The sequence below is a fragment of the Schaalia turicensis genome (assembly GCF_019380255.1).
In the GTDB taxonomy this organism is placed as follows: Bacteria; Actinomycetota; Actinomycetes; order Actinomycetales; family Actinomycetaceae; genus Pauljensenia; species Pauljensenia turicensis_A.
This window is the reverse complement of sequence record NZ_CP048928.1, coordinates 1,130,088-1,151,784: the sequence shown is the minus strand read 5'-3', so window position 1 is coordinate 1,151,784 and position 21,697 is coordinate 1,130,088. Positions and strand designations below refer to the sequence as shown.

The following is a 21,697-nucleotide window of genomic DNA, read 5'->3' as shown; positions in this document are numbered from 1 at the left end:
CATGGGTGGTCAGCAGAGGATCTACAAGCAGCGGATTGCCTCAACGCAAACGCTGGCGAAGGTCTTCCGCGCGATGGAAATGATCGCAGCGTCAAGGATTGGTGCTGCGCGTCGCGCGGCTTCGGGCCTTGGCCCGTACGAAAAGGCATTGACGCAGGCAGTTGCAGCAGTCGCGATCCACACGGATTTGGATCACGCACTGACGCGTGAACGTCACAATACTCCTCGCGTGGCTGTTCTTGTCATTGCTTCCGACCGTGGCATGGCGGGTGCCTATGCGGCGACGATTCTTCGTGAATCGGAACGTCTGATTACTCGCCTGAAGGACGAGGGCAAAGAACCCATCATCTATACCTTCGGTCGTCGTGCACGCTCGTATTTCCGATTCCGTGGAGTCGCCATCGAACGTTCATGGGAAGGCGAATCTGATTCGCCGACTCTTGAAACAACTCGTGAGATCGCAACCGAACTTCTCTCCCGTTTCTTGGACGGTACTCTGATGACGGGTGTTTCAGAAGTTCACCTGGTATACACGCGTTTCGTGTCCGTGATGAGTCAGGTTCCCGAGGTCCGACAGATGCTTCCGCTTTCTGTTGTTGATGCTCCCGAATCGGACCAAGAACGCGGGGAAGAACGCGGTTACTACGACGATCCATCATCGACGTTCCCCGAATACGAATTTATCCCATCTCCGGAAGCCGTACTCGATGCGATCCTTCCGCTGTATGTGGAAGGTCGTATTCATAATGTGCTCCTGCAGTCGGCTGCCTCTGAGCTTGCGTCGCGTCAGCGCGCAATGCACACCGCAACCGATAACGCTGAAGAGCTCATCACCAAGTACACGCGCCTGGCCAACTCGGCCCGTCAGGCGGACATCACCCAGGAGATCAGTGAGATCGTGGGCGGGGCCGACGCATTGGTCGCGGGCTGAGCCCCAGAACACGGAGAAGAACTATGAGCCAGGAAGAACACAAAGCGGAAGGTCGCGTCGCTCGCGTCGTCGGCCCCGTCGTTGACGTCGAGTTCCCGCCAGACAGCATTCCTCCGCTGTACAACGCACTGAAGGTTGATGTTGACCTTGCCGGACAGGGCGAGGGTGAAGGATCCTTCACCATGACCCTCGAGGTCGCGCAGCACCTCGGTGACAACCTTGTTCGTACCATCGCGCTGAAGCCGACCGATGGCCTAGTTCGTGGTGCTGTTGTCACTGACACGGGTGCACCGATCTCGGTTCCCGTCGGCGATATCACCAAGGGCCACGTGTTCAACGTGACCGGCGAACCGCTGAATCTGAAGGAAGGCGAGCAACTCGAAATCACTGAGCGTTGGCCAATTCACCGCCAGCCTCCGGCATTCGATCAGCTTGAAGCCCGAACCAAGATGTTCGAAACGGGCATCAAGGTTATCGACCTTCTGACCCCCTACGTCCAGGGTGGCAAGATCGGCCTGTTCGGCGGCGCGGGCGTCGGCAAGACCGTCCTCATCCAGGAGATGATCCAGCGAGTCGCGCAGGACCACGGCGGCGTGTCCGTCTTCGCGGGCGTCGGCGAGCGCACCCGAGAGGGCAACGACCTCATCCGCGAGATGGGCGAGGCCGGCGTCTTCGACAAGACCGCCCTCGTGTTCGGCCAGATGGACGAGCCGCCGGGGACGCGTCTGCGTATCGCACTCACCGGTCTGACGATGGCTGAGTACTTCCGCGACGTGCAGCACCAGGACGTGCTTCTGTTCATCGACAACATCTTCCGCTTCACCCAGGCGGGCTCCGAGGTCTCCACCCTCCTCGGGCGCATGCCCTCGGCGGTCGGCTACCAGCCGAACCTCGCGGATGAGATGGGCCAGTTGCAGGAGCGCATCACCTCGGCGGGCGGTCACTCGATTACGTCGTTGCAGGCCATTTACGTGCCTGCCGACGACTACACCGACCCGGCCCCGGCCACGACCTTCGCGCACCTCGACGCGACGACGGAGCTCTCCCGAGAGATCGCCTCGAAGGGCATCTACCCGGCCGTGGATCCGCTCGCCTCGACCTCGCGAATCCTCGATCCGGCCCTCGTGGGTCGTGAGCACTACGACACGGCGACGCACGTCAAGGCGATCCTCCAGAAGAACAAGGAGCTCCAGGACATCATCGCGATCCTCGGCGTCGACGAGCTCTCCGAGGAGGACAAGGTCACGGTCTCGCGCGCCCGGCGCATCGAGCAGTTCCTCTCCCAGAACACCTATATGGCGGAGAAGTTCACGGGCGTCCCCGGTTCGACGGTCCCGCTGTCGGAGACCATCGAGGCCTTCAAGCGCATCGCCGAGGGCTACTACGACAAGGTTCCGGAGCAGGCGTTCTTCAACATCGGCGGCATCGAGGACCTCGAGCGCCGCTGGCGCGAGCTCGGCGAGGACGCCTGATGGCCGACAAGGTACTCCAAGTCGAAATTGTCTCCCACGAGGGACGTCTCTGGCACGGCGTTGGTACGTCCGTCCAGATCCCCGTGGTTGATGGACAGCTGGGTATTCTTCCGGGTCGTCAGCCCATGCTTGCCATGCTGAATGCAGGCACTGTGCTGGTGACGACCAAGGAAGGTGTCCAGACGTTCACCGTTGACAGCGGATTTGCGTCCATTGACTCTGATTTTGTGACCGTGGTCGCTGATCACGGTACGATTTCCTGATAAGGAGCCCCCGTTCGGGCGAATCCGAGCGGGGGCACTTTCATACTTTTGATCGGAGGTGCTTTATGACTTCGCTTTTCGCCATTGTGCTGTGGCTCGTGGTATGTGTTGTGGTTATTGGTCTGCCTGTCTTGCTGATCATTAACGTGCGTGCGCGTCACTTGGAAAACAAGCTTGGCGCATTCCGGTCATTCTCACGTCCCGATCAGCACTCGGGATGGACCGCGGGACTGGGACTCTACGACGTTGAATCGCTGTCGTGGTATCGCTTGGTTGGCTTGACGAATAAGCCCGTGTATTCCGTGAAGCGTCGAGGACTTCAGATCTCTGCGGCGAACCCGCATTCTAAAGATGGCGAACTTGTTGAGATTCGCCTGCTCTCCAACGAGAAGCGCTATGAGATCGCATTGTCAAAGGAAACATACAATGCGCTTGTCTCGTGGGTTGAATCCGGTCCGCCTCAGGTCTGAGTTCCTTTCATACACTGCTACTCGGTTGTCTGCTTCCTGCTTCTCAGCTTTGAAATTTGAGCATCTTGCCACGTCTGAGGCGTTGATAGTAAAGATCGAGTGCCTTCACCTGTTAGGCTCTGGGGCGTGCGAGTCCTCATTGCAACGTGCACCGTTGATTATTCCGGTCGTCTGTCAGCCCACCTTGACCCCGCCACGCGCGTCATCATGCTCAAAGCGGATGGTTCAATTTTGATCCACTCGGATGGTGGATCATATAAGCCTCTGAATTGGATGAATGCCCCGTGCACGGTCACTGTGGAAGTGCCTGAAAGTGATGAGGAAGTCGACGGCGTTACTGAAGTGTGGACTGTCCAAGCAGATAAGAAAGATGACCGTCTTGTCATCTCGATTCACGACATCGTCTCGGATGTGAATGTTGATTTGGGCGAAGACCCCGGTCTTGTGAAGGACGGTGTTGAGACACATCTTCAGGAGTTGCTGGCAGAGCAGGTTCCTGAAGTCTTGGGTGAAGGCTGGACTTTCGTTCGCCGTGAGTTTGAAACTCCGATCGGCCCCGTTGATTTGATGGTGAAGAATCCGCAGGGTGAGCACGTTGCTATTGAAGTGAAACGTCGTGGCGGTATCGATGGTGTTGAGCAGTTGACTCGCTACCTTTCGCTTTTGTCGCGCGATCCGTTGCTGAAGAATGTGTCGGGCATTTTTGCCGCCCAGGAGATTTCGAAGCAGGCTCGTACTCTGGCCGAGGATCGTGGCATCCGCTGTGTTGTGCTCGATTATGACGCTATGCGTGGCTTCGATGATCCTGAGTCACGTCTGTTCTGATGTCGTCGAACGCGCGCTGACATCTATCGCCATGATGACGAAGCGAATGGAGAAGTAGGGCCATGGCACGGCGTTCAATGAAACGGCGATGGAGTGAGCCTCACCGTGAGCTTGATATGACACGGCTTTCGTCGATGCCTCATACGGAAACTGGGCCTGATGGTAGTGATTATCAGGTTCGTCGCGTCTCGTCATCTTCGAAGGAATATACATGCCCGGGGTGTTTGCGCCCGGTGCGTGTTGGGGCAGCACACGTTGTTGCATGGCCAGAAGAAGCTCCCTATGGTCTGCCACAGGGACTCGATGGTAGGCGTCATTGGCACACGGATTGTTGGAACAGGGGACTGCGTCCGAACTAGGAAGTGGCATAGGAGTAGGGAAGTGCCCTTTAATCTCATGTTATTTGTCACGAGATAGTGAATTTCATGTGCCTGTTCGTGCGTTTCCTCGTATCGTTGAACGGTTAGAGTCTTTACTTCATAACCGAGGAGGCAACGCGTGAACCGAATCAAGGAGTACGCCGCTGCTACCACCGCTGGCGCGATCGCACTGGTTTTTGTGATCATTGGTGTCCTTGCTCTGACCATTTTTCAGCCACCAAAGGAACTGTCGTCGTCTATTGAGTCGCCAACGGCGATCATCATGACGCGTGACCGCGTTCTGCCGTTGCTTGACAAGAACGTTGTCGTGACGGCGACGTCAAAATCGGGCGCTGAGCTGACACTGGGTGTCGGCACTCCCGGTGACGTCCTCGGTTGGATCGGGAACGATCCCTACACCGAAGTTGTTGGTCTGACCTCGGATCGTAGTGTCCTGAAGGTGAATCAGCACGAAGGCGTTGCTGGTGATACCGGTCAGTCGAGTGCACAGTCTGGTGCTCAGTCTGGCTCGGATACGGCGCACTCCGGTGCTCAGTCAGGTGCACAGTCTGGTGCTACTCAATCTCAGGTGGGGACTGAGCCTGCTCAGTTGGTTGCCGACGCATCCAAGTCTGATATGTGGTTGCACTCCGTGACGGGTGAGGGCACGGTATCCGTGTCTTTAGATGATGTTTCCGCTGGTCTTTCGGTGCTGGCAGTCTCTACGTCGGGTGCTTCTGATACGACCCTGACACTGACGTGGGCAACCCGTAGTGTGAATACTCTTGCGATTGTTTCCTTTATTCTTGCGATCTTGTTTGCGTTGATCGCAGGTGTGGCATTCCTGAGCCGTTACCAGCTTCTTCGTCATCGTGCTGAGCGCGCGAAGGCGCTGGAAGAGCGTCGTAGCGCTGACTCGACCGAGACTCAAGCAATTGACGTTAATGCGGTGAGCGCCCTAGCCGATGCAAAGAAGGCCGAAGAAGCTTCTATTCAGGACGCTTCCACCGAGGAAAACGAAGAGTCTGCGCAACAGGACACTTCTGATGACGCCCTCCAAGTCGCAGATACTGAAGCTACAGACAAGGTCAGCGATTCTGAAGAGGCAGTAGCTCAGGCAATCGACGAATGGGCGACGGATGACCGACTAAACGGCGGCGAAACCACTGAAGAAACCAGTGACGCAACCACTTTCGATGATGTGACCATCGATGGTGACCCTGTTTCCGGCGACAGTGAGCAGGTTGCTCAAGCTGAATCTGAAGATTCAGCTGGGGGCGAAGACAACACCTCAGAAGAAGTCCCCGAAGCAGAAGAGACTGTGAAGCCGGTGGCTGGTCGCCACGGTGAATGGGCGGGCACCGAAGACCAGGATCCGCCCGAGAAGGTCTCAACCGATACCGGCATCATCGATCTGTCGAGCATCCGCCCCGGCGTCACACTTCCAAGCCGTCGCGCACTGCGCGAAGCCCGTGAGAAGGGCGAAGAGAAGATCGTGATTGATGGACGCGAGTTCCACACCGGCCTGATTCCGATTGTGCACCAGACGGATTCTGATGAGTCTGCGGGATCAGAGTCTGAAGAATCCTCGTCTGCTTCCCGTAGCGGAAGTGACTCGTGGACGAAGCTCATGTCTCGCTGGTTGAAGAAGAATTGACGAAGGAGATTGCAATGAAACGACGCACTCTCGTCTTTTCGACTGCTCTTGTAGCGACGCTTGGCCTGGCTGGATGTGGCGGGGGAGAACTGACTGTTTCTGACACCAACCAGTCGGCCTCCGTTTCGCCGAACCTTGATCAAGAGCGGATTTCGTCAGCGCTGGCAGAGGTTCAAGAAACGTTGAACAGTGCTGATGAAGCGCTCAATGGTGACGTCTTTGACGGCCGTATTTCCGGTGGCGCAGCTCGTATGCGTAAAGCCCAATACGCTTACTCTGTTGCGTCCGGTGAGGCTGTTACCCAGCTTGACCTGACTCCTCAGACGACAGCAGTGACAAACTCGTTGCAGTGGCCTCGTGCCATCGTGAATATCCGCCAAGCCGACACGTCGCAGTTGCCCGTCATCGAGATGCTCGTGCAGAACGATGCTCGTAGCAAATACTCGCTGGTTGCGTGGGCGCGTATGCTCGGGGGAACTTCGCTGACCACCCCTGCGGTGACGAAGGGGTCGGCATACGTAACGAATGACACCGAGGGGTTTGTCATGACACCCGGTGACGCTGCGCAAGCGTATGTGGACATGCTGAACGCATCTTTGTCTTCGAATGCAAACTTCGCTTCGGACGAGTTCACGTCCAAGTACCTTGATGCGGCATCGTCGTTGAATTCCTCGCTGGCAGCTGCCGGTAATGTGACTGCGTCGGCAAGACTGACGGAGAACCCGGTGACGGGCGTTGTACTGGAAGATGGTTCGGCTCTTGTCGCTACGACATTCTCCTACACGTTGACGTACTCTCGTACGGTTGCCGGCTCGACGATGCGACTGGGGGGCCAGACGGCAACCATGAACGCAGGAGATGATGATTCGGTCAAGGGCACTGCGGTTGCAACCTACGTGGCGACCGTGATGATGAACATTCCGTCGAGCGAACAAGGCGGTGTCGCGCGTATTATCGGCGCTGAACGTGTTCTTGAATCCGTGACGATGGACGAATCAACGAACCCCGGTAACTAGAGTTCTCACACTTCGAGGGGCGCTTGATTGGTACTACCGCCGACGTATGTATGAAATGCATTGGAGGAACAATGCCGAATGAATCGAGCATGATGCCTGCTGACTCCCATGGGGCAGTGGAGCTGGGGGCTTTAGCTTCCGCTCAGGTTTCTGGCCAGGAAACGGGCTCACCTGAGGCTCAGGTGGGGTTGAATGTGCCACTGGTTGTGCAGGTCAGTGAAGAGAACTTCCAAGATCTGATGGCGAATTCAGCGACCGTTCCGGTGATCATTGTCATGTATTCGTCGTCACAATTGGAGTCGAAGCCGTTTGTTGCTTCGATGGAGGATCTTGCTCGCGACTATGCGGGTCGTTTCCAGTTGGCGACTGGCGATGTTGATGCGTCGCCTCACATTGCGCAGGCGTTCCAGATTCAGGGTGTACCCGCCGTTGTGGCGTTGATGAATCAGCGTCCGCTTCCGTTGTTCCAGGGAATTGCGCCGAAGGATCAGGTGCGCCCGATCATTGATCAGGTGTTGGATGCTGGCGCTCAGATGGGGATTAACGGTCGTATTGCGGTGTCCGAAGAGGATACGGCTGCTCCGATTCCGCCTGCACACGAGGCTCCTCTTAGCGCCGAAGAAGCAGGACAGCTGGATGAAGCGATCGCTTTGTGGGAGAAGGTCCTGGATCTGAATCCGAAGGACGAGGCCGCGAAGGCTCACTTGGCGCGTGTGCGTGTTGCTGCGCGGAGTGCGTCAGCTGATGCGTCTGATCCGGCGGCCCATGCTGATGCTCTCTTTGCGTCCGGTGATCACGAAGGTGCGTTTGACCTGTTGCTGAAGATCATTGCGACGGCCGATGACACGGAAGCAAAGGATGCAGCGCGGTTGCGCTTGCTGGATCTGTTCCGCGTCGCCGGTAACTCTCCCGATGTCATGAAAGCGCGCATGATTTTGTCGACGCTCGTGCTTGTGTGAGCGACGTAGAAAGTAAGATTTTCTTAGACTCTGCGGGGCGGGCATCGTGGTGATGCCCGCCCCGCAGAGGTTGACGCAGGGATGGCGCTTTTAGTCTTCAGTGATGAGAGCTTCGATGGCTCGTACTGGAATGTCAATCCAGTCGGGGCGGTTTCGTGCTTCGTACACGGCTTCGTAGAGAGCCTTGTCGAGTTCGAGGGCCACGATCAGTGCACGCTTACGTTCTTTGTCTGCCTCGTTCATGTCACCGAATGAATCGCGGTATCCATCGATGAAAGCGGTGCGCATGTCGGTTCGCCATGTTTCGTCGGTGGCTTTTCCGACGGCTGCCGCGTAGTCGAAGGAACGGAGCATGCCGGCAACATCGCGCATGGGTTGGTCAGGCATTGAGCGTTCGGCAAGCGGACGCAGGGGCTCGCCTTCGAAGTCGAGAACAAACCAGCGTGGTTCTACGCCTGTGGGAAGATCCTTTTCGTGGAGGACCTGCCCCAGGTGGTAGTCGCCGTGGATGCGTGTTGCTTCATCGAGGCGATCGAGAGCCTCGAGGCGCGCGTAGACGCGGTCGACTTTCTCTTCGAAATTCTGGATGCGTTCTGCAAGGAAGGCGACTTCTGCCAGCGCCCACGAGGCGCGCGATCGCAGGGAGTGGGCAAGCTCTGATGGGGGAACAGGGGCGGATGTACCCAGGGAGGCGGCCATATGGGAGTGCATCTGGGCGGTCGTTTGACCGAGAGTGAATGCTAGTGCTCTTGCGGAGCTACGAACTGTTCCATTCGCTGGGTTGTCACGGGTGGCATAGTCGCAGAAGAGTTCAAAACCGTCGTCAGCGGCTGGAATGAAGGTGCAGGCTACCGCGGAGTCGGTCAGGATGGTTTCGCCCGTTAGAGCGTCGTTCCAAGTGAGTGTGGACCATGCGACGGGTGTGCGGACGCGATCCCACCCGTCCTTTGCCAATGCAACAGACACCTCGACATCGGGGTTGCGACCTGCGGCGAGGACGCGGAAAAGCTTGATGACGATGTCATCAGCATAAGGATCACCTTCACCGCTACGCATGACGACGTTCGTATTCGACTGCTCACCGGTCATGACTCGTCCGCTATTGGCGCGTCTTTCGATCGCAGCGATGCCCTCATCGTCAAGGAACGATCCCTGGGTGTGGGCAAGCCTCGCCCACGCCCGCCAGAAATCTGGATGGTGCGGACCGTCAATGAATGCGACCTCGGGGGTACTTTCCATGACGAAACCATGCGATCCGGGGATTTCGCCGGCGACAGCAAAGGAATCAAGGTCTGAAGCGGGTGCTAGGGCCAAGGGGACGTGGATCAGAACGGGGGCCTCGTCGAGAGCGTCGGGGCGTTTCGCGCTGATCAACAGATCACGAATCGTGTCGCCCAATGCAACATCGGCGTGGATGCTGAGTTCATCAAGTGTCGGTGCTGCGTCACCTTTCAGTGGAAACCAACGGCGGTCCTGCATCCATGCGTGGAGCCCGGCAAGGAGGTCCTCATCTGCGGGCCACGACAGGTGCGAGGTCGAGGTGTTCACTGTGTAGTCTCCTTTGACGGATGGGGAGCATCGGTTGATGGCGCGCGGTGCATGTGTGTCTGCCCTTGCGGGGGCAACACAAAACGCGGACTCATTCTATCGACATTCGTTCGATGAATGAGTCCGCCCTGAAGGTGTCAGTGCTTTGTGTCAGGCTTGACGGGTGCCAGCCAGAGTCCACCGAGCGGCGGAATACGCAGCTCGACTGAGAACGGGCGGCCGTTCCACGGGATCGGTTCTGCGATGATCACACCTGGGTTGGTCACGCCGGAGCCTGCGAATTCTTCGGAGTCGGTGTTGAGGATTTCAGTCCATTCACCGCCGAAGGGCAGTCCCACTCGGTAGCCCTCATGCGGGTTACCAGCGAAGTTTGCTGCGCAGACGACGACCGGCTGTTCGGTGCCTTCGCGCTTGCCCTTACGCAGGTAGGTGATGAGGTTGTGATCCCCGTCGGACGCATCGATCCACTCGAAGCCCGTGTAGTCGTCATCCCAGAAAGCAGGATTGTGGGCGTACAGGTGGTTGAGTCGGGAGACCAGCGCTTGAACGCCAGCGTGGCCTTCGAAGTCGGTGATCCACCAGTCGAGCGAGTAGGACTCGTTCCATTCCTGGCGCTGGGCGATCTCTTGACCCATGAACAGGAGTTGCTTGCCGGGGTGCGACCACTGGTAGGCGTATAGTGCCTTGGTGCCAGCGAAACGCTGCCAGTCGTCACCGGGCATCTTCTCGACGACGGTGCCCTTGCCGTGAACAACTTCATCGTGGGAGATCGGTAGCACGTAGTTCTCAGAGAATGCGTAGACCAGCGAGAATGTGAGTTCGCCGTGGTGCCAGCGCCTGTTCACCGGGTCTTCTGCCATGTAGTGGAGGGTGTCGTTCATCCAGCCCATGTTCCACTTCATGCCAAAGCCCAGGCCACCACCACTGGTCGGTGCGGTCACGCCCGGCCATGCGGTTGATTCTTCTGCGACCATGACAATGCCGGGATGTGTGCGGTAGGCAGTCGCGTTGGCTTCCTGCAGGAATTCAATCGCTTCAAGGTTCTCGCGGCCACCGTACTGGTTTGGACGCCACTGGCCGTCCTTACGCGAGTAGTCGAGGTAGAGCATCGAGGCGACAGCGTCGACGCGCAGACCGTCAATGTGGAAGTCTTCGAGCCAGTATAGGGCGTTCGCAACCAGGAAGTTGCGGACCTCGCGACGACCGAAGTTGAAGACGTAGGTTCCCCAGTCAGGATGCTCGCCACGCAACGGATCCGGATCCTCATACAGGGGAGTGCCGTCGAAACGAGCAAGCGCCCAGTCGTCCTTTGGGAAGTGGGCGGGAACCCAGTCGAGAATGACGCCAATTCCGGCCTTGTGGAATTCGTCGACAAGGTAGCGGAAATCGTCGGGTGTGCCGAAACGCGAGGTGGGTGCGTAGTACGAGGTCACCTGGTAGCCCCACGACCCGCCGAAGGGGTGCTCCGCCAGAGGCATGAACTCAACGTGCGTGAAGCCCATTTCCTTGACGTAGGGGACAAGCTCGTCAGCCAGTCCGCGGTAGCCCAGACCCTGCTTCCACGATCCAGCATGGACCTCGTAAATCGACATCGGGCCTTCATGGACGTTGCGCTCGGCGCGGTCAGTCATCCACTTTTCGTCGGTCCACTCGTGGTAGTAGTCGGTGACGACGGAGGCGGTTGCCGGCGGTATTTCGGTGGCGCGTGCCAGGGGGTCAGCCTTCTGGAACCAGTTGCCACCGGGACCTTGGATTTCGAACTTGTAGCGTGCGCCTACCTTGACGCCGGGGACGAAGATTTCCCAGACGCCGGACGAGCCAAGGGAACGCATCGCGGTTGCGGTGCCGTCCCAGAAGTTGAAGTCGCCGACAACGCGGACAGCGCGTGCGTTCGGTGCCCACACGGCGAAGGCAACACCGTCGACGTCGCCCATGTCGCCGCTGTAGTGCTTAACGTGCGCGCCAAGAACCTTCCAGAGCTGCTCATGACGGCCTTCGGAGATGAGGTAGGTGTCCATCTCGCCGAGCGTTGGCAGGTAGTGGTAGGGGTCGTCGAGAGTCGTGATCTGATCACCGTAGGTGACGCGAACGCGATAGTCGGGGACTTCTTCACCGGGAAGGACGCCAACCCACACGCCGGCGTGTTCATGGGTCGCGGGGTACGCTGCGGTTGCGGTGACAATGTCGACTGCATCAGCAAGGTGATGAACGGAGCGGATGGTGACTGATGAATCACCAATATGTGCGCCGAGGACAGAGTGAGGATTGTAGTGAGCGCCGTTGCCAACGGCATCGAGCGTCGCTAGATCCACGGGGATGGGGGTCAAGTCATTAGTCATGTCCACATTCTCGCACGCCATCGGCATCTTTGTGAGATGGGCGACACTAAAATTCGCCATAAGACACCGTGAGAGCCGTCCTTTCTCGATGTCAGTGTCGGTTGGTCCAAGGTTCGAGGTCAGTTGTGGGCTCAACAGAGAACACATGACCAAGACGAGTAACGGGGGAAAGATCAACCCAGCCTTCGGATCCCCAGGTGTAGGTGGTGCCATCAAGCTCGTCGACAACGCGGAAATGACCACCGGCGGTTTGTATTCCCAGGTCGTTCAGATCAATGTGCACGGTGCCTGACACACCTTCATGAGGATTGAGCGACACGATGCAGATCACCGTGTCCGTGTTCCCGGACTCGGTGAATACTCCGGAAACCTGCTTGGAGAAACAAATGATCTCTGGGTGAGAGGTCGGGTGAATCCGAAGCTGGTGAAGCTGACGCAGGGCAGGGTGCTTCGCGCGAGCAGCATTCAACAGGGTGAACAAGCGCGTAATGCCAAGAGGCTCAGCATCTTCCCAGTTACGCGGGCGGAACTCATACTTCTCGTTATCGTTCTGCTCTTCAAAGCCGGGACGCTGAACATTCTCAACGAACTCGTAGCCCGAGTAAATCCCCCAGTTCGGAGCGCCAAGAGCGGCGAGCATTGCACGAATCGCAAAGATCGCGGTACCGCCCGTCGTCATCTGCGGGGTCAAAATATCGTGAGTGGTCGGCCAGAAGCTCGGACGCATCAGGTGAGCGGTTTGCGTCGAAACCTCGGTCAGATACTCTTCGATCTCCTGCTTTTCAGTACGCCAGGCAAAGTACGTGTAGGACTGATCGAATCCGACTGCGCCCAAAGTGCGCATCATCGCGGGGCGAGTAAATGCCTCAGCGAGGAAAACAATCTCCGGGTGCGTATCGTGAACGTCAGCGATGATTTCCTGCCAGAAACGCACCGGCTTCGTGTGCGGGTTATCAACGCGGAAGATCGTCACGCCGTGCTCAATCCACACTTCGAGGACATCACGAATGGCCTCGTAGATGCCGTCATAGTCGTTGTCGAAGTTCAGCGGATAGATGTCCTGGTACTTCTTCGGCGGATTCTCCGCGAATGCAATCGAACCGTCGGCGCGGGTTGTGAACCATTCGGGGTGTTCGGTGACCCACGGGTGATCGGGGGAGCACTGCAACGCGAAGTCGAGGGCGACTTCAAGTCCAAGCTCTAACGCGCGCTCAACGAAATCGTCGAAATCATTGAAATCGCCCAGCTCGGGGTGAATCGCATCGTGTCCACCATCGGGAGACCCAATGCCGTAGGGGGAACCCGGATCGCCCTCGTAGGCGACCAGTGTATTGTTCTTACCCTTACGATTTGTCGTGCCGATCGGGTGAATAGGTGTCAGATAGACGACATCGAAGCCCATTTCAGCAATGCGGTCGAGCTCGTAGGAAGCCTGCTTTAGAGTTCCCGACACCCACGATCCATCTTCACGCTGGAACGCGCCGGCTGAACGCGGGAAGATCTCATACCAAGCACCGGTCAGGGCGCGCTCACGGGCAACGGCCAGAGGGTATTCGCGTGAAGACCCAAGAAGGTCACGTACGGGGTGGGCGCGGAACACGGCGCGCACATGTGACGACACGCCCGCGGACAGGCGTTGCTGAACCGAACGTGACGTATCGCGCAGGTGGGCTGCGGCGTCACGCAGAACCTCGGCATCCTTGGCATCGAGGGGCTGTTGCAGGGGGTTGTTCAGGGCTTTTCCGTCGATGGCGCGTTCCATCAGGAGTGCGCCTTCTTCCAGCATCAATTCGACGTCGACACCTGCGTCAACTTTGATGGTTGCGTCGTGACGCCACGTGGCATAGGGGTCCGACCATGAATCGACGCGGAAAGACCACGTGCCGGGGCGATCGGGTTTGACCCACGCTTCGTATCGGTCAAGGCCGGGTGCGATGTCCGCCATTGGAGCGCGCATGTGCTCGACACCATCGGGGTCGATCAAGACCGCTTCGGCCGCAAATGCGTCGTGTCCTTCACGGAAAACCGTCGCGCGAATGGGAAGAGGCTCGTTTTCTGTTGCCTTTGCGGCCAACGTGCCGTCTTCAACGACAGGGAAAACTTCAGTGACTGGGATTCGAGGAAGAAGAATGTCGCTCACGTCACCAGCCTACGTCAGTTGGGGCGCTCGCGTGGTCAGCGCGGGGCTGCTGGTTCGTGTTTGCGTATGCGGTCAGTTTCAGATAAACCAAACCGGCCTCGTCGCCGAATTGACGAGGCCGGCCGCGTTTTTCAGACTGCGACGCCGAATATGTGGCCGACGGCGAAGGTCAGTGTCATTGCGACGCTGCCGCCAACGAGCAGACGTGCAATTGCGGGAAGGCGAGGTGCACGACCAAGAATCGCTGAGATCCACCCAGTCAAACCGAGCGCAACAAGGACGGCGACGAATGTTGCGGGGATACGCATGCTGGGTGGGAACAACAGCATCGTGAGCAGAGGGAGGAGCGATCCAAAGAGGAAGGCAAGGAAGGAAGATCCCGCTGCCACCCACGGGTTCGTCAGATCGTCATGGTCAATGTTGTGCTCAAGCGACAGGTGAGCATCCAGTGCGTCACTTTCGCTTAACGTCCGTGCTACCAACGTCGCGGTGTCTTTCGGCAGGCCTCGTTCTTCCCACAAGGACGCAAGGCGCTTTTCTTGACCAGCTGGATCAGCCACCAGGGCAGCCTTCTGGTCGGCGACAATCTTTCGTTCCGTGTCACGTTGGGTGGAAACGGAGACGTATTCGCCGACGGACATTGATAGGGCTGCAGAAACGATCCCGGCTACACCCGCAATAGCGATGGCCTTCGTGTTTGCCGGGTTCACAGCTGCGACGCCAACAAGAAGACCCGAAATCGACACGATTCCGTCATTGGCGCCAAGAACGCCTGCACGCAACCAGTTGAGGCGAGCAGCAAGAGACTCTTTCTTCTGGGCTACAGGCGCAACTGAAACGACGGGTGAGCACTTGACAGAGTCGGAAAAAGTGAACGGAATAAGAGTTGTCATTCTCTCAAGCTAGGGAGAAAAAGACTGCTCCGCTAGCAAGGAAAAGCGCGCCTCTAGGACCTTTGTACTACCTAAAAGTGGGTGCCCTCAATGCTCTGAGGGCACCCATAGCTAGCCGGTCTGACCAGCGAAAATGGTGGCTCAGTAGTTCATCTTCATGGCGGTACGTACCTCGTGGAGGGTCTCGTTCGCCTGCTCATTCGCCTTTTCGTTACCAAGTTGTAACACTTGGAGCAAGTAGTCCTCGTTGTTGATCAGTTCGCTACGTTTTTCGCGCAGTGGAGCAAGCATCTCATTGAGGGCCTCGGTGACGAACATCTTGAGTGTGCCGGCACCCTTATCGCCGATCTGCTCGGCAATTGCCTCGGGAGCCTGACCGGACGCCAGGCAGCCCAGCATCAAAAGGTTCGCGACCTCAGGACGATTCGCGGGATCGTAGGTGATCGTGCGCTCAGCGTCAGTCTTCGCCTTCTTCAGGATCTTCGCCGTTTCGTCAGCGGTCATGCCAAGTTCTATCGTGTTGCCACGCGACTTGGACATCTTCATGCCGTCGGTGCCGAGTAGCAGCGGGACCTCGGACAAAAGGGCCTCGGGACGACGGAAGACGGGAACCTCAGGATTGGCGCGACCATAGCGCTTATCGAAACGCTGGGCGATCAGGCGAGCCTGCTCCAAGTGTGGCAACTGATCCTGACCAACGGGAACAAGATTCGCCTTGCAGAACAGAATGTCAGCAGCCTGGTGAACTGGGTAAGTCAGCATCAGGCCAGTCATAGCGCGACCGTCGGTGGCTTCGAGTTCTGCCTTCACCGTAGGGTTTCGGTGCAACTCAGACTCGGTGACCAGAGACAGGAAGGGGAGCATCAGCTGGTTGAGCGCCGGAACGGCAGAATGATTGAAGATCGTCGAACGCTCCGGATCAATACCGGCAGCAATGTAGTCGGCAATCAGACCAAGGACGCGTTCACGAATTGGGCCAACGCCGTCACGGTCCGTGATCACCTGATAGTCGGCAACCAGAACCCACGTTTCAACGCCACGGTTCTGCAACAGAACACGGTTACGGAGCGTACCGAAGTAATGACCGAGGTGCAGATGCCCGGTCGGTCGGTCACCGGTCAGGATACGGAAGCGAGTGGGATCTTCATCGATGGCCAGGTCGATTTCGGCTGAACGAGCCTTCGAACGAGCAAGCGATGCGTCGGATGTCGAGTGTGCAAGTGCGTCTTCACTGGAAGTCATGGGTGTGATTCTATCGAAAGACGCGCCTAACGCTATTTCGCGTCCGCCCGCAGTTAGCGTTTGGGCGGTACCGCAATATCGGAAAGCAAGACCTGCATCGAGTTCGGTCGAAGAGTCACGATGGATTCATTGGCGACCTGTCCCAGGCTCAGGCTCAATGCGAGAGGATCGGTCCCCGGTTGAACACCCTCGTCAAGGCGAATCCACGCTGTATTCACACATACGAGCCAATCGACGCCGTGGCCGGTCGGAAGGCTCACATCCTGCTCGTCCAAAGTGCCGTTCACAATGACCAGAGCGTCGCGGTCGTTCCAACGTACGCCCGAACGCAACATTTGGAACACGCGATTGTCGGAAAGAGCCCAGCCTTCTGTCGGCATGGGAGCACCGGTCTTATCCAGCCACGCCACATCCGGGATTGAATCGCCGGGTACGGGTGCACCTGATTCGTAGATATCGGGGCGCAATACGGGGTGAGCTTGACGCAGGCCGATCAACCAACGAACGAAGTCCTTGTGTGCCAGTTGCTCGGGTGTCAAATTCCAGTCGAACCACGAGATCGGGGAATCCTGACAGTACGCATTGTTATTGCCCTGCTGAGTGCGACTAAATTCATCGCCGCCGAGAATCATTGGGGTGCCCGCAGAAATGAGCAGGGAGGTCAGCATGTTGCGCTGGGTCTGGTAGCGACGACGAGAGGTCGTTTCGATTGCTTCTTTTGCCTCAACCGGGTCACCTTCATCGTCGGTCATGTTCGCGATTGATGCGACCCAGCCTTCAATTCCGTGGTTCCATGAACGATTGTCGTTCGATCCGTCGCGGTTGCCTTCCAAGTTCGCCCAATTATGTTTGGTATCGAACGCCGTTAGGTCAGCGAGGGTGAAGCCGTCGTGCGCGGTGATGAAGTTAATTGAAGCACGAGGCCCGCGTCCGATTCCGGTGCCATGATCGAAAACGGGGCGGGAACCGGCCAACCGGGTCGCTAGGTTATTCGGGCCAGACGCGCCGTGACCTTCGACTAGGGAACGAACGTCGGAGAGCCAGAAGGCGCGCAGTGCCCCGCGGTAGTGGTCATTCCACTCTGAGAAGGGGAGTGGGAAATTGCCGGTCTGCCAGCCTCCGGGGCCGATATCCCAGGGTTCAGCAATGAGCTTTGCCGTTGACAGTGTTCGGTCGGTTGCCATTGCCATCAGCAACGGGTGCTTCGGGTCGAATCCCGTGGCGAAGCGTCCAAGGGTTGCGGCCAAGTCGAAGCGGAAACCGTCGACGCCCATTGTGTCTGCCCAGTAGCGCAGGGAATCGAGGATCATCGACATTGTCTTGGGATTGTCGACGTTCATGGTATTTCCGGTGCCCGTGTCGTCAGTACAGGCGACGGGAAGCGTGTTCGTGTGGCGGTAATACAGGTCAGAATCGAGTCCACGCCACGAGAGTGACGGGCCGGAGTCGCCACCTTCACACGTGTGGTTGTAGACGACGTCAAGGATGACTTCGATCCCTGCCTCGTGCAGGATCGACACCATTCCGCGGAACTCGTCGACGACCGCTTGGGCGCCACGGTCTTGCGCTGAATGAGTTGCGTAAGAAGGCTCGGGAGTGAAGAAGTTCAGGGTCGAATAACCCCAGTAATTAGTCAGACCACGTTCCGATAGGAACGGTTCCTCACACTTCGCGTGAACGGGGAGAAGTTCAATGGAAGTAATTCCCAGGTTCTTCAGGTAATCCACTGACACAGGATGTGCCAAGCCCGCGTATGTTCCCTGTAATTCGCCAGGAATACCCGGCATGTTCTTCGTAAAGCCCTTGACATGGACCTCGTACACAATCGTCTTTTCCCACGGGACGCGTGGCTTTGGTGCCACGGGGAAGCGGGAATCAACGACAACGGAGCAGGGGACATGCCCACGCGAATCAAGAGGCGAACGCGCAAACGGATAAGAAGTCGGATATAGGTTCTCGTCAACGATATGCCCGTAGACTGCGGCACTCATGTCAACGCTTCCCTCGAGACCTCGTCCGTAGGGATCCAACAGGAACTTCGCCGGATTATAGAAGAAGCCACGATCGGGATCCCACGGGCCATCAGCGCGGAAACCATAACGCGTGCCCACACCCAAGCCATTGATATGACCGTGCCAAATGCCCTCGTTGCTAGGAATCAGCGCATACCGCGTTTCAGAGTCGTCTAAGTCCAGAACACAGAAATCAACGTGCGTCGCCAGGCGTGCCACGACGGAAACGTCAAGACCACCGTTTGCAACGTGGACACCGAAGCGAGGAGGAACAGGGTTCGGCTGAGTAACATTCACGAGCGCCACCGAGTGATCGTGCGAATGGTCGTGGCCCATGATGTCCTCTCTCTAGCCAGAACGTGCTTGAACGCTAACGGTTCAAGAAACTGTTGATGGGAACTGCGTCTTCTTGTCAACGTATCGCGCACATACTCAAAAAGTGTGCGCGACCACCCGCACTATTATTGCAAGCCGGCAAGGTTTCTGACGCAACGTAGTCAAAGCGTGTGGGAAAACCCATCTCACACCCCTTGCTCTTCGGGCTTACTCGCCCTTTGTGGCACGCTAGAAGCTATGAGAATTGTCGTATGCGTGAAACACGTTCCAGACATGCAGTCGGAACGCCGATTCGAAGATGGTCGCATTGTTCGTGGCGAAGATGACATCCTCAACGAACTGGATGAAAACGCCATTGAAGCAGCCGTTCAACTGGTCGAAGATAACGGCGGTGAAGTCATCGCCCTGACCATGGGGCCCGAGGACGCTGAAGACGCCCTGATGCGCGCCCTCCAGATGGGGGCCGACCGCGGTGTTCTTATCAGCGACGCGGCACTGGCTGGAGCTGATGCCGGTCTGACCGCGCTCGCATTGGCTGGAGCCATTCAGACGCTCGCCGACGAAAAACCCATTGACCTTGTTATTACGGGTATGGCATCGCTCGACTCGATGACCTCAATGCTTCCCGCGGCGCTTGCGACCCGCTTACACTTCCCGTTGCTCGGTCTGGCCCACGAAATCTCCGTCGATACCGGCGCCTCGAGCATTGAAATCAAGCGCAACGCCGACGGGTACGAGGACGTCCTTTCCGCACCCATGCCGGCAGTTGTCTCGGTCACCGACCAGATCAACGAACCCCGCTATCCGGCATTCGCGGCCATGAAGGCCGCGCGCAAGAAGCCAATGGACACCTGGGAACTGGCCGACATCGAAGAAAGCGATGCAGGCTCAGCTATCGCCCAGCGTGGCCAGGTTACCGAGGTCCTCGAATCCAACGAGATCACCCGCGACAACGCCGGAACGATCATCCCTGACTCCGGTGATGCAGGCCTCCGACTGGCCCAGTACCTCCTCGAAGTGGTGAAGTGACATGGCAACTCTTTCTCAACCAATACTCGTCCTTGCTGACCACCAGGGCAGCGACACCGACGGCTGGCACCTCACCCCAGTATCGGCGCAGATCATTTCTCTCGCGTCCACGTTGAGTGACGCTGGAGTTGTCGCACTTTCCCTGACCACGAACCCGGATATGACCACGCTGGGCACCCTCGGCGTGGAAAAAGTCCTCGTCCCCGGTATCGACCACTCCGGCGCACGCGTCAGCGCAGTCGTCGCAGACGCCGTCGCATCCGCAGTCACGACACAGGATTTTGGAGCCCTCTTCGTTGTCTCGACCTACCGAGGCCGTGAAGTCGCGTCGCGTATCGCCACCCTGACCAACTCCGGAGTTGTCTGCGACGCCATCGGCGTTGAGGTTGACAACGACTCCCTGGTTGTCACGACCACCGCGCTCGCGGGCTCGTGGTCGAATCGCCTGAAGGTCTCGGGTTCGCTTCCGGTTGTGGCGCTTCGACCCGGATCCTTTGACGTCCTCGAGTTCGCGCCGGTCACTCCGGTCGCCGAATCCATCGACGTTGAGCTCAGCGATGAGGCCCGTGCGGTGACGGTCGTCTGCTCGTCTGCACTGGAGACAACGGGCGTATCGCTGACCGAAGCTTCCACCGTTGTTGTCGCCGGTCGCGGAACAAACGGCGATATGAACATCGTCAATGAATTGGCAGATGAACTCGGCGCGGCGGTCGGCGCTACTCGCGTTGTCTGCGATGAAGGCTGGGCACCGCGTACCATGCAGATCGGCCAGACCGGTCTGTCAGTGTCGCCGAATCTCTACATTGGTCTAGGTGTTTCCGGAGCTATCCATCACACGGTTGGTATGCAGTCCAGCGCCCACATCGTCGCTGTCTGCGATGACCCTGATGCTCCGATCTTTGAGATCGCAGATTTCGGCGTTGTTGGCGACATGTTCGAGGTTATTCCTGCTGCACTGGAAGAAATCAAGAAGGCGCGCGACGCCGAGTGACGCACTACCTGGATCACGCTGCAACAACCCCGATCCGTCCTTCAGCGTTGGAGGCATGGATCGAGGCTCAGCGTGAGCTCAGCGCTCATCCCGGGAACCCGGCCTCGTTGCACGGTGGCGGTAGACGCGCAAAGAGGATGTTGGAGGACGCCCGCGAACGTGTCGCTATTGCCTTGGGCTGCGAGAAGCCCGAAGTGATCTTTACGTCGGGTGCCACCGAATCAGATGCCATCGGCGTACACGGGGGAGCGCTCGCTGGGCGGGCATTTAACGCTGATCGGAACACGGTTCTTCTGTCCCCGGTGGAGCACGATGCTGTAGGCAATCAGCGCGAGTATTTAGAATCGCGCGGGTTTGCTGTTGAGCTTTTCCCTGTGGCGTCCAACGGCGTGTGCGTTATCAATACTGACGCGTTGGCGCAGGTGAAAGACCAGTGTTCTCTTGCTTCGCTCACCCTGGTCAGCTCAGAAATCGGGACAATTCAGCCGGTATCGCAGATGGTCGAGGCACTTGATGGTCGCTCCATGCCGATCGCTCAGCGTCCACTGACCCACACCGATGCCGCGCAGGCAATGTCTCTGATGGACGTGTCCTATGCGGAACTCGGCGTTGACTTGATGACCGTGGGTGGCCACAAGATTGGTGCGCCGGCAGGGACTGGCGTGCTGGTTGCTCGCCGTGGACTGAAGATCCCCACCGATCGTCCCGGTGGAGGACACGAGCGTGGCATTCGTTCAGGAACCCCCGACGTTGCCGGCGCGTGCGCGTTCGCGCTAGCGCTTGAAGAAACGGTTGCTCAGCGCCAAGAGTGGCAGGTCCGCGCGGCGCTTCTGCGTGATCGTTTGGCCCGCGCTCTGCCGGACTATGCGCGACTCACTGTCTCTCCGGATGACGCGTTGGCCTCGATCATTCATCTGTCGATTCCGACGTCGCACCCTGAAGCGGTACTGATGGCGATGGACATGGCAGATGTCCACGTCTCTGCTGGTTCTGCGTGCCACGCGGGGGTGACGCGTCCGTCCGACGTCGTCCTGGCCCTGGGAGCCACCGAAGCTGAAGCGCTGGGAGTCCTGCGCATTTCCACCGGACATGACACGACCGAAGCGGATATTGATGCATTCGTGGATGCTCTTGAACGCGCCGTCCTTGCAGGGCAGGCGTTAGACTCTCACGATCGAGACCGCATGCACGGTCGAACCCACTGAAAGGACAATT

General features: G+C 58.0%; 18 protein-coding genes. 12 read left to right on the top strand and 6 right to left on the bottom strand.

The annotated features are described in order from the left end of the window. Position 1: 1 nt before the first annotated feature. The 9 genes from G5S47_RS04990 (at position 2) to G5S47_RS04950 (ending at position 7,952) form a co-directional block, all read left to right on the top strand. Positions 2–931 carry a F0F1 ATP synthase subunit gamma gene (locus tag G5S47_RS04990; protein WP_103631925.1) on the top strand — a complete coding sequence of 310 codons (930 nt, stop codon included), beginning with the start codon at positions 2–4 and terminating at the stop codon, positions 929–931. Positions 932–954: 23 nt separating this feature from the next. Then, on the top strand, positions 955–2,403 hold the full coding sequence (gene atpD, locus G5S47_RS04985) for a F0F1 ATP synthase subunit beta (protein WP_103631924.1): 1,449 nt from the start codon (positions 955–957) through the stop codon (positions 2,401–2,403). Continuing rightward, the gene (locus G5S47_RS04980; RefSeq protein ID WP_103631923.1) at positions 2,403–2,666 is read left to right on the top strand and encodes a F0F1 ATP synthase subunit delta/epsilon; all 264 of its coding nucleotides are present in this window, start codon (positions 2,403–2,405) and stop codon (positions 2,664–2,666) included. Before atpD ends, G5S47_RS04980 begins: the two co-directional genes overlap by 1 nt. Positions 2,667–2,731: 65 nt before the next feature. Beyond that, positions 2,732–3,136 carry a DUF2550 family protein gene (locus tag G5S47_RS04975; protein WP_103631922.1) on the top strand — a complete coding sequence of 135 codons (405 nt, stop codon included), beginning with the start codon at positions 2,732–2,734 and terminating at the stop codon, positions 3,134–3,136. Between the two features lie 126 nt (positions 3,137–3,262). Beyond that, positions 3,263–3,961 carry an endonuclease NucS gene (nucS, locus tag G5S47_RS04970; protein WP_103631921.1) on the top strand — a complete coding sequence of 233 codons (699 nt, stop codon included), beginning with the start codon at positions 3,263–3,265 and terminating at the stop codon, positions 3,959–3,961. Between the two features lie 62 nt (positions 3,962–4,023). Continuing rightward, on the top strand, positions 4,024–4,320 hold the full coding sequence (locus G5S47_RS08515) for an Rv1322 family protein (protein WP_502929451.1): 297 nt from the start codon (positions 4,024–4,026) through the stop codon (positions 4,318–4,320). Positions 4,321–4,459: 139 nt separating this feature from the next. Continuing rightward, a complete protein-coding gene (locus G5S47_RS04960) occupies positions 4,460–5,977 on the top strand; it encodes a hypothetical protein (protein WP_219585208.1) in 1,518 nt (505 codons plus the stop codon). Beyond that, positions 5,938–6,993 carry a hypothetical protein gene (locus G5S47_RS04955; protein WP_257878406.1) on the top strand — a complete coding sequence of 352 codons (1,056 nt, stop codon included), beginning with the start codon at positions 5,938–5,940 and terminating at the stop codon, positions 6,991–6,993. The genes G5S47_RS04960 and G5S47_RS04955 overlap by 40 nt, the downstream gene beginning before the upstream one ends. Before the next feature lie 71 nt (positions 6,994–7,064). Then, positions 7,065–7,952 carry a tetratricopeptide repeat protein gene (locus G5S47_RS04950; protein ID WP_006681252.1) on the top strand — a complete coding sequence of 296 codons (888 nt, stop codon included), beginning with the start codon at positions 7,065–7,067 and terminating at the stop codon, positions 7,950–7,952. A gap of 90 nt (positions 7,953–8,042) precedes the next feature. Here the strand turns inward: G5S47_RS04950 and G5S47_RS04945 are convergent, their stop codons facing one another. The 6 genes from G5S47_RS04945 to glgX form a co-directional block, all read right to left on the bottom strand. Next, complete coding sequence (locus G5S47_RS04945; protein ID WP_103631918.1) at positions 8,043–9,500, bottom strand: phosphotransferase; 1,458 nt, start codon at positions 9,498–9,500, stop codon at positions 8,043–8,045. Positions 9,501–9,637: 137 nt separating this feature from the next. Next, positions 9,638–11,839: a 1,4-alpha-glucan branching protein GlgB gene (gene glgB / locus G5S47_RS04940; RefSeq protein ID WP_103632059.1), complete on the bottom strand. Its 2,202-nt coding sequence runs from the start codon at positions 11,837–11,839 to the stop codon at positions 9,638–9,640. A 91-nt stretch (positions 11,840–11,930) separates the two neighbouring features. After that, the gene (locus tag G5S47_RS04935) at positions 11,931–13,979 is read right to left on the bottom strand and encodes an alpha-1,4-glucan--maltose-1-phosphate maltosyltransferase (protein ID WP_103631917.1); all 2,049 of its coding nucleotides are present in this window, start codon (positions 13,977–13,979) and stop codon (positions 11,931–11,933) included. A 131-nt stretch (positions 13,980–14,110) separates the two neighbouring features. Beyond that, on the bottom strand, positions 14,111–14,872 hold the full coding sequence (locus tag G5S47_RS04930; RefSeq protein ID WP_103631916.1) for a VIT1/CCC1 transporter family protein: 762 nt from the start codon (positions 14,870–14,872) through the stop codon (positions 14,111–14,113). A gap of 141 nt (positions 14,873–15,013) precedes the next feature. After that, positions 15,014–16,114, bottom strand: coding sequence for a tryptophan--tRNA ligase (trpS, locus tag G5S47_RS04925; RefSeq protein ID WP_101627388.1), 1,101 nt, complete (start codon positions 16,112–16,114; stop codon positions 15,014–15,016). A 53-nt stretch (positions 16,115–16,167) separates the two neighbouring features. Next, a complete protein-coding gene (glgX, locus tag G5S47_RS04920) occupies positions 16,168–18,462 on the bottom strand; it encodes a glycogen debranching protein GlgX (RefSeq protein ID WP_219585207.1) in 2,295 nt (764 codons plus the stop codon). A gap of 237 nt (positions 18,463–18,699) precedes the next feature. Between glgX and G5S47_RS04915 the strand changes: the two genes are divergently transcribed. Genes G5S47_RS04915 through G5S47_RS04905 form a run of 3 tightly spaced genes read left to right on the top strand, consistent with a single transcriptional unit; the run spans position 18,700 to position 21,687 of the window. Then, positions 18,700–19,491 (top strand): electron transfer flavoprotein subunit beta/FixA family protein, encoded by a 792-nt coding sequence (locus G5S47_RS04915; RefSeq protein ID WP_219585206.1) that lies wholly within the window; start codon positions 18,700–18,702, stop codon positions 19,489–19,491. 1 nt (position 19,492) lies between these two features. Continuing rightward, positions 19,493–20,482, top strand: coding sequence for an electron transfer flavoprotein subunit alpha/FixB family protein (locus G5S47_RS04910; protein WP_219585205.1), 990 nt, complete (start codon positions 19,493–19,495; stop codon positions 20,480–20,482). After that, positions 20,479–21,687 carry a cysteine desulfurase family protein gene (locus tag G5S47_RS04905; RefSeq protein ID WP_219585204.1) on the top strand — a complete coding sequence of 403 codons (1,209 nt, stop codon included), beginning with the start codon at positions 20,479–20,481 and terminating at the stop codon, positions 21,685–21,687. Before G5S47_RS04910 ends, G5S47_RS04905 begins: the two co-directional genes overlap by 4 nt. Positions 21,688–21,697 lie beyond the last annotated feature (10 nt).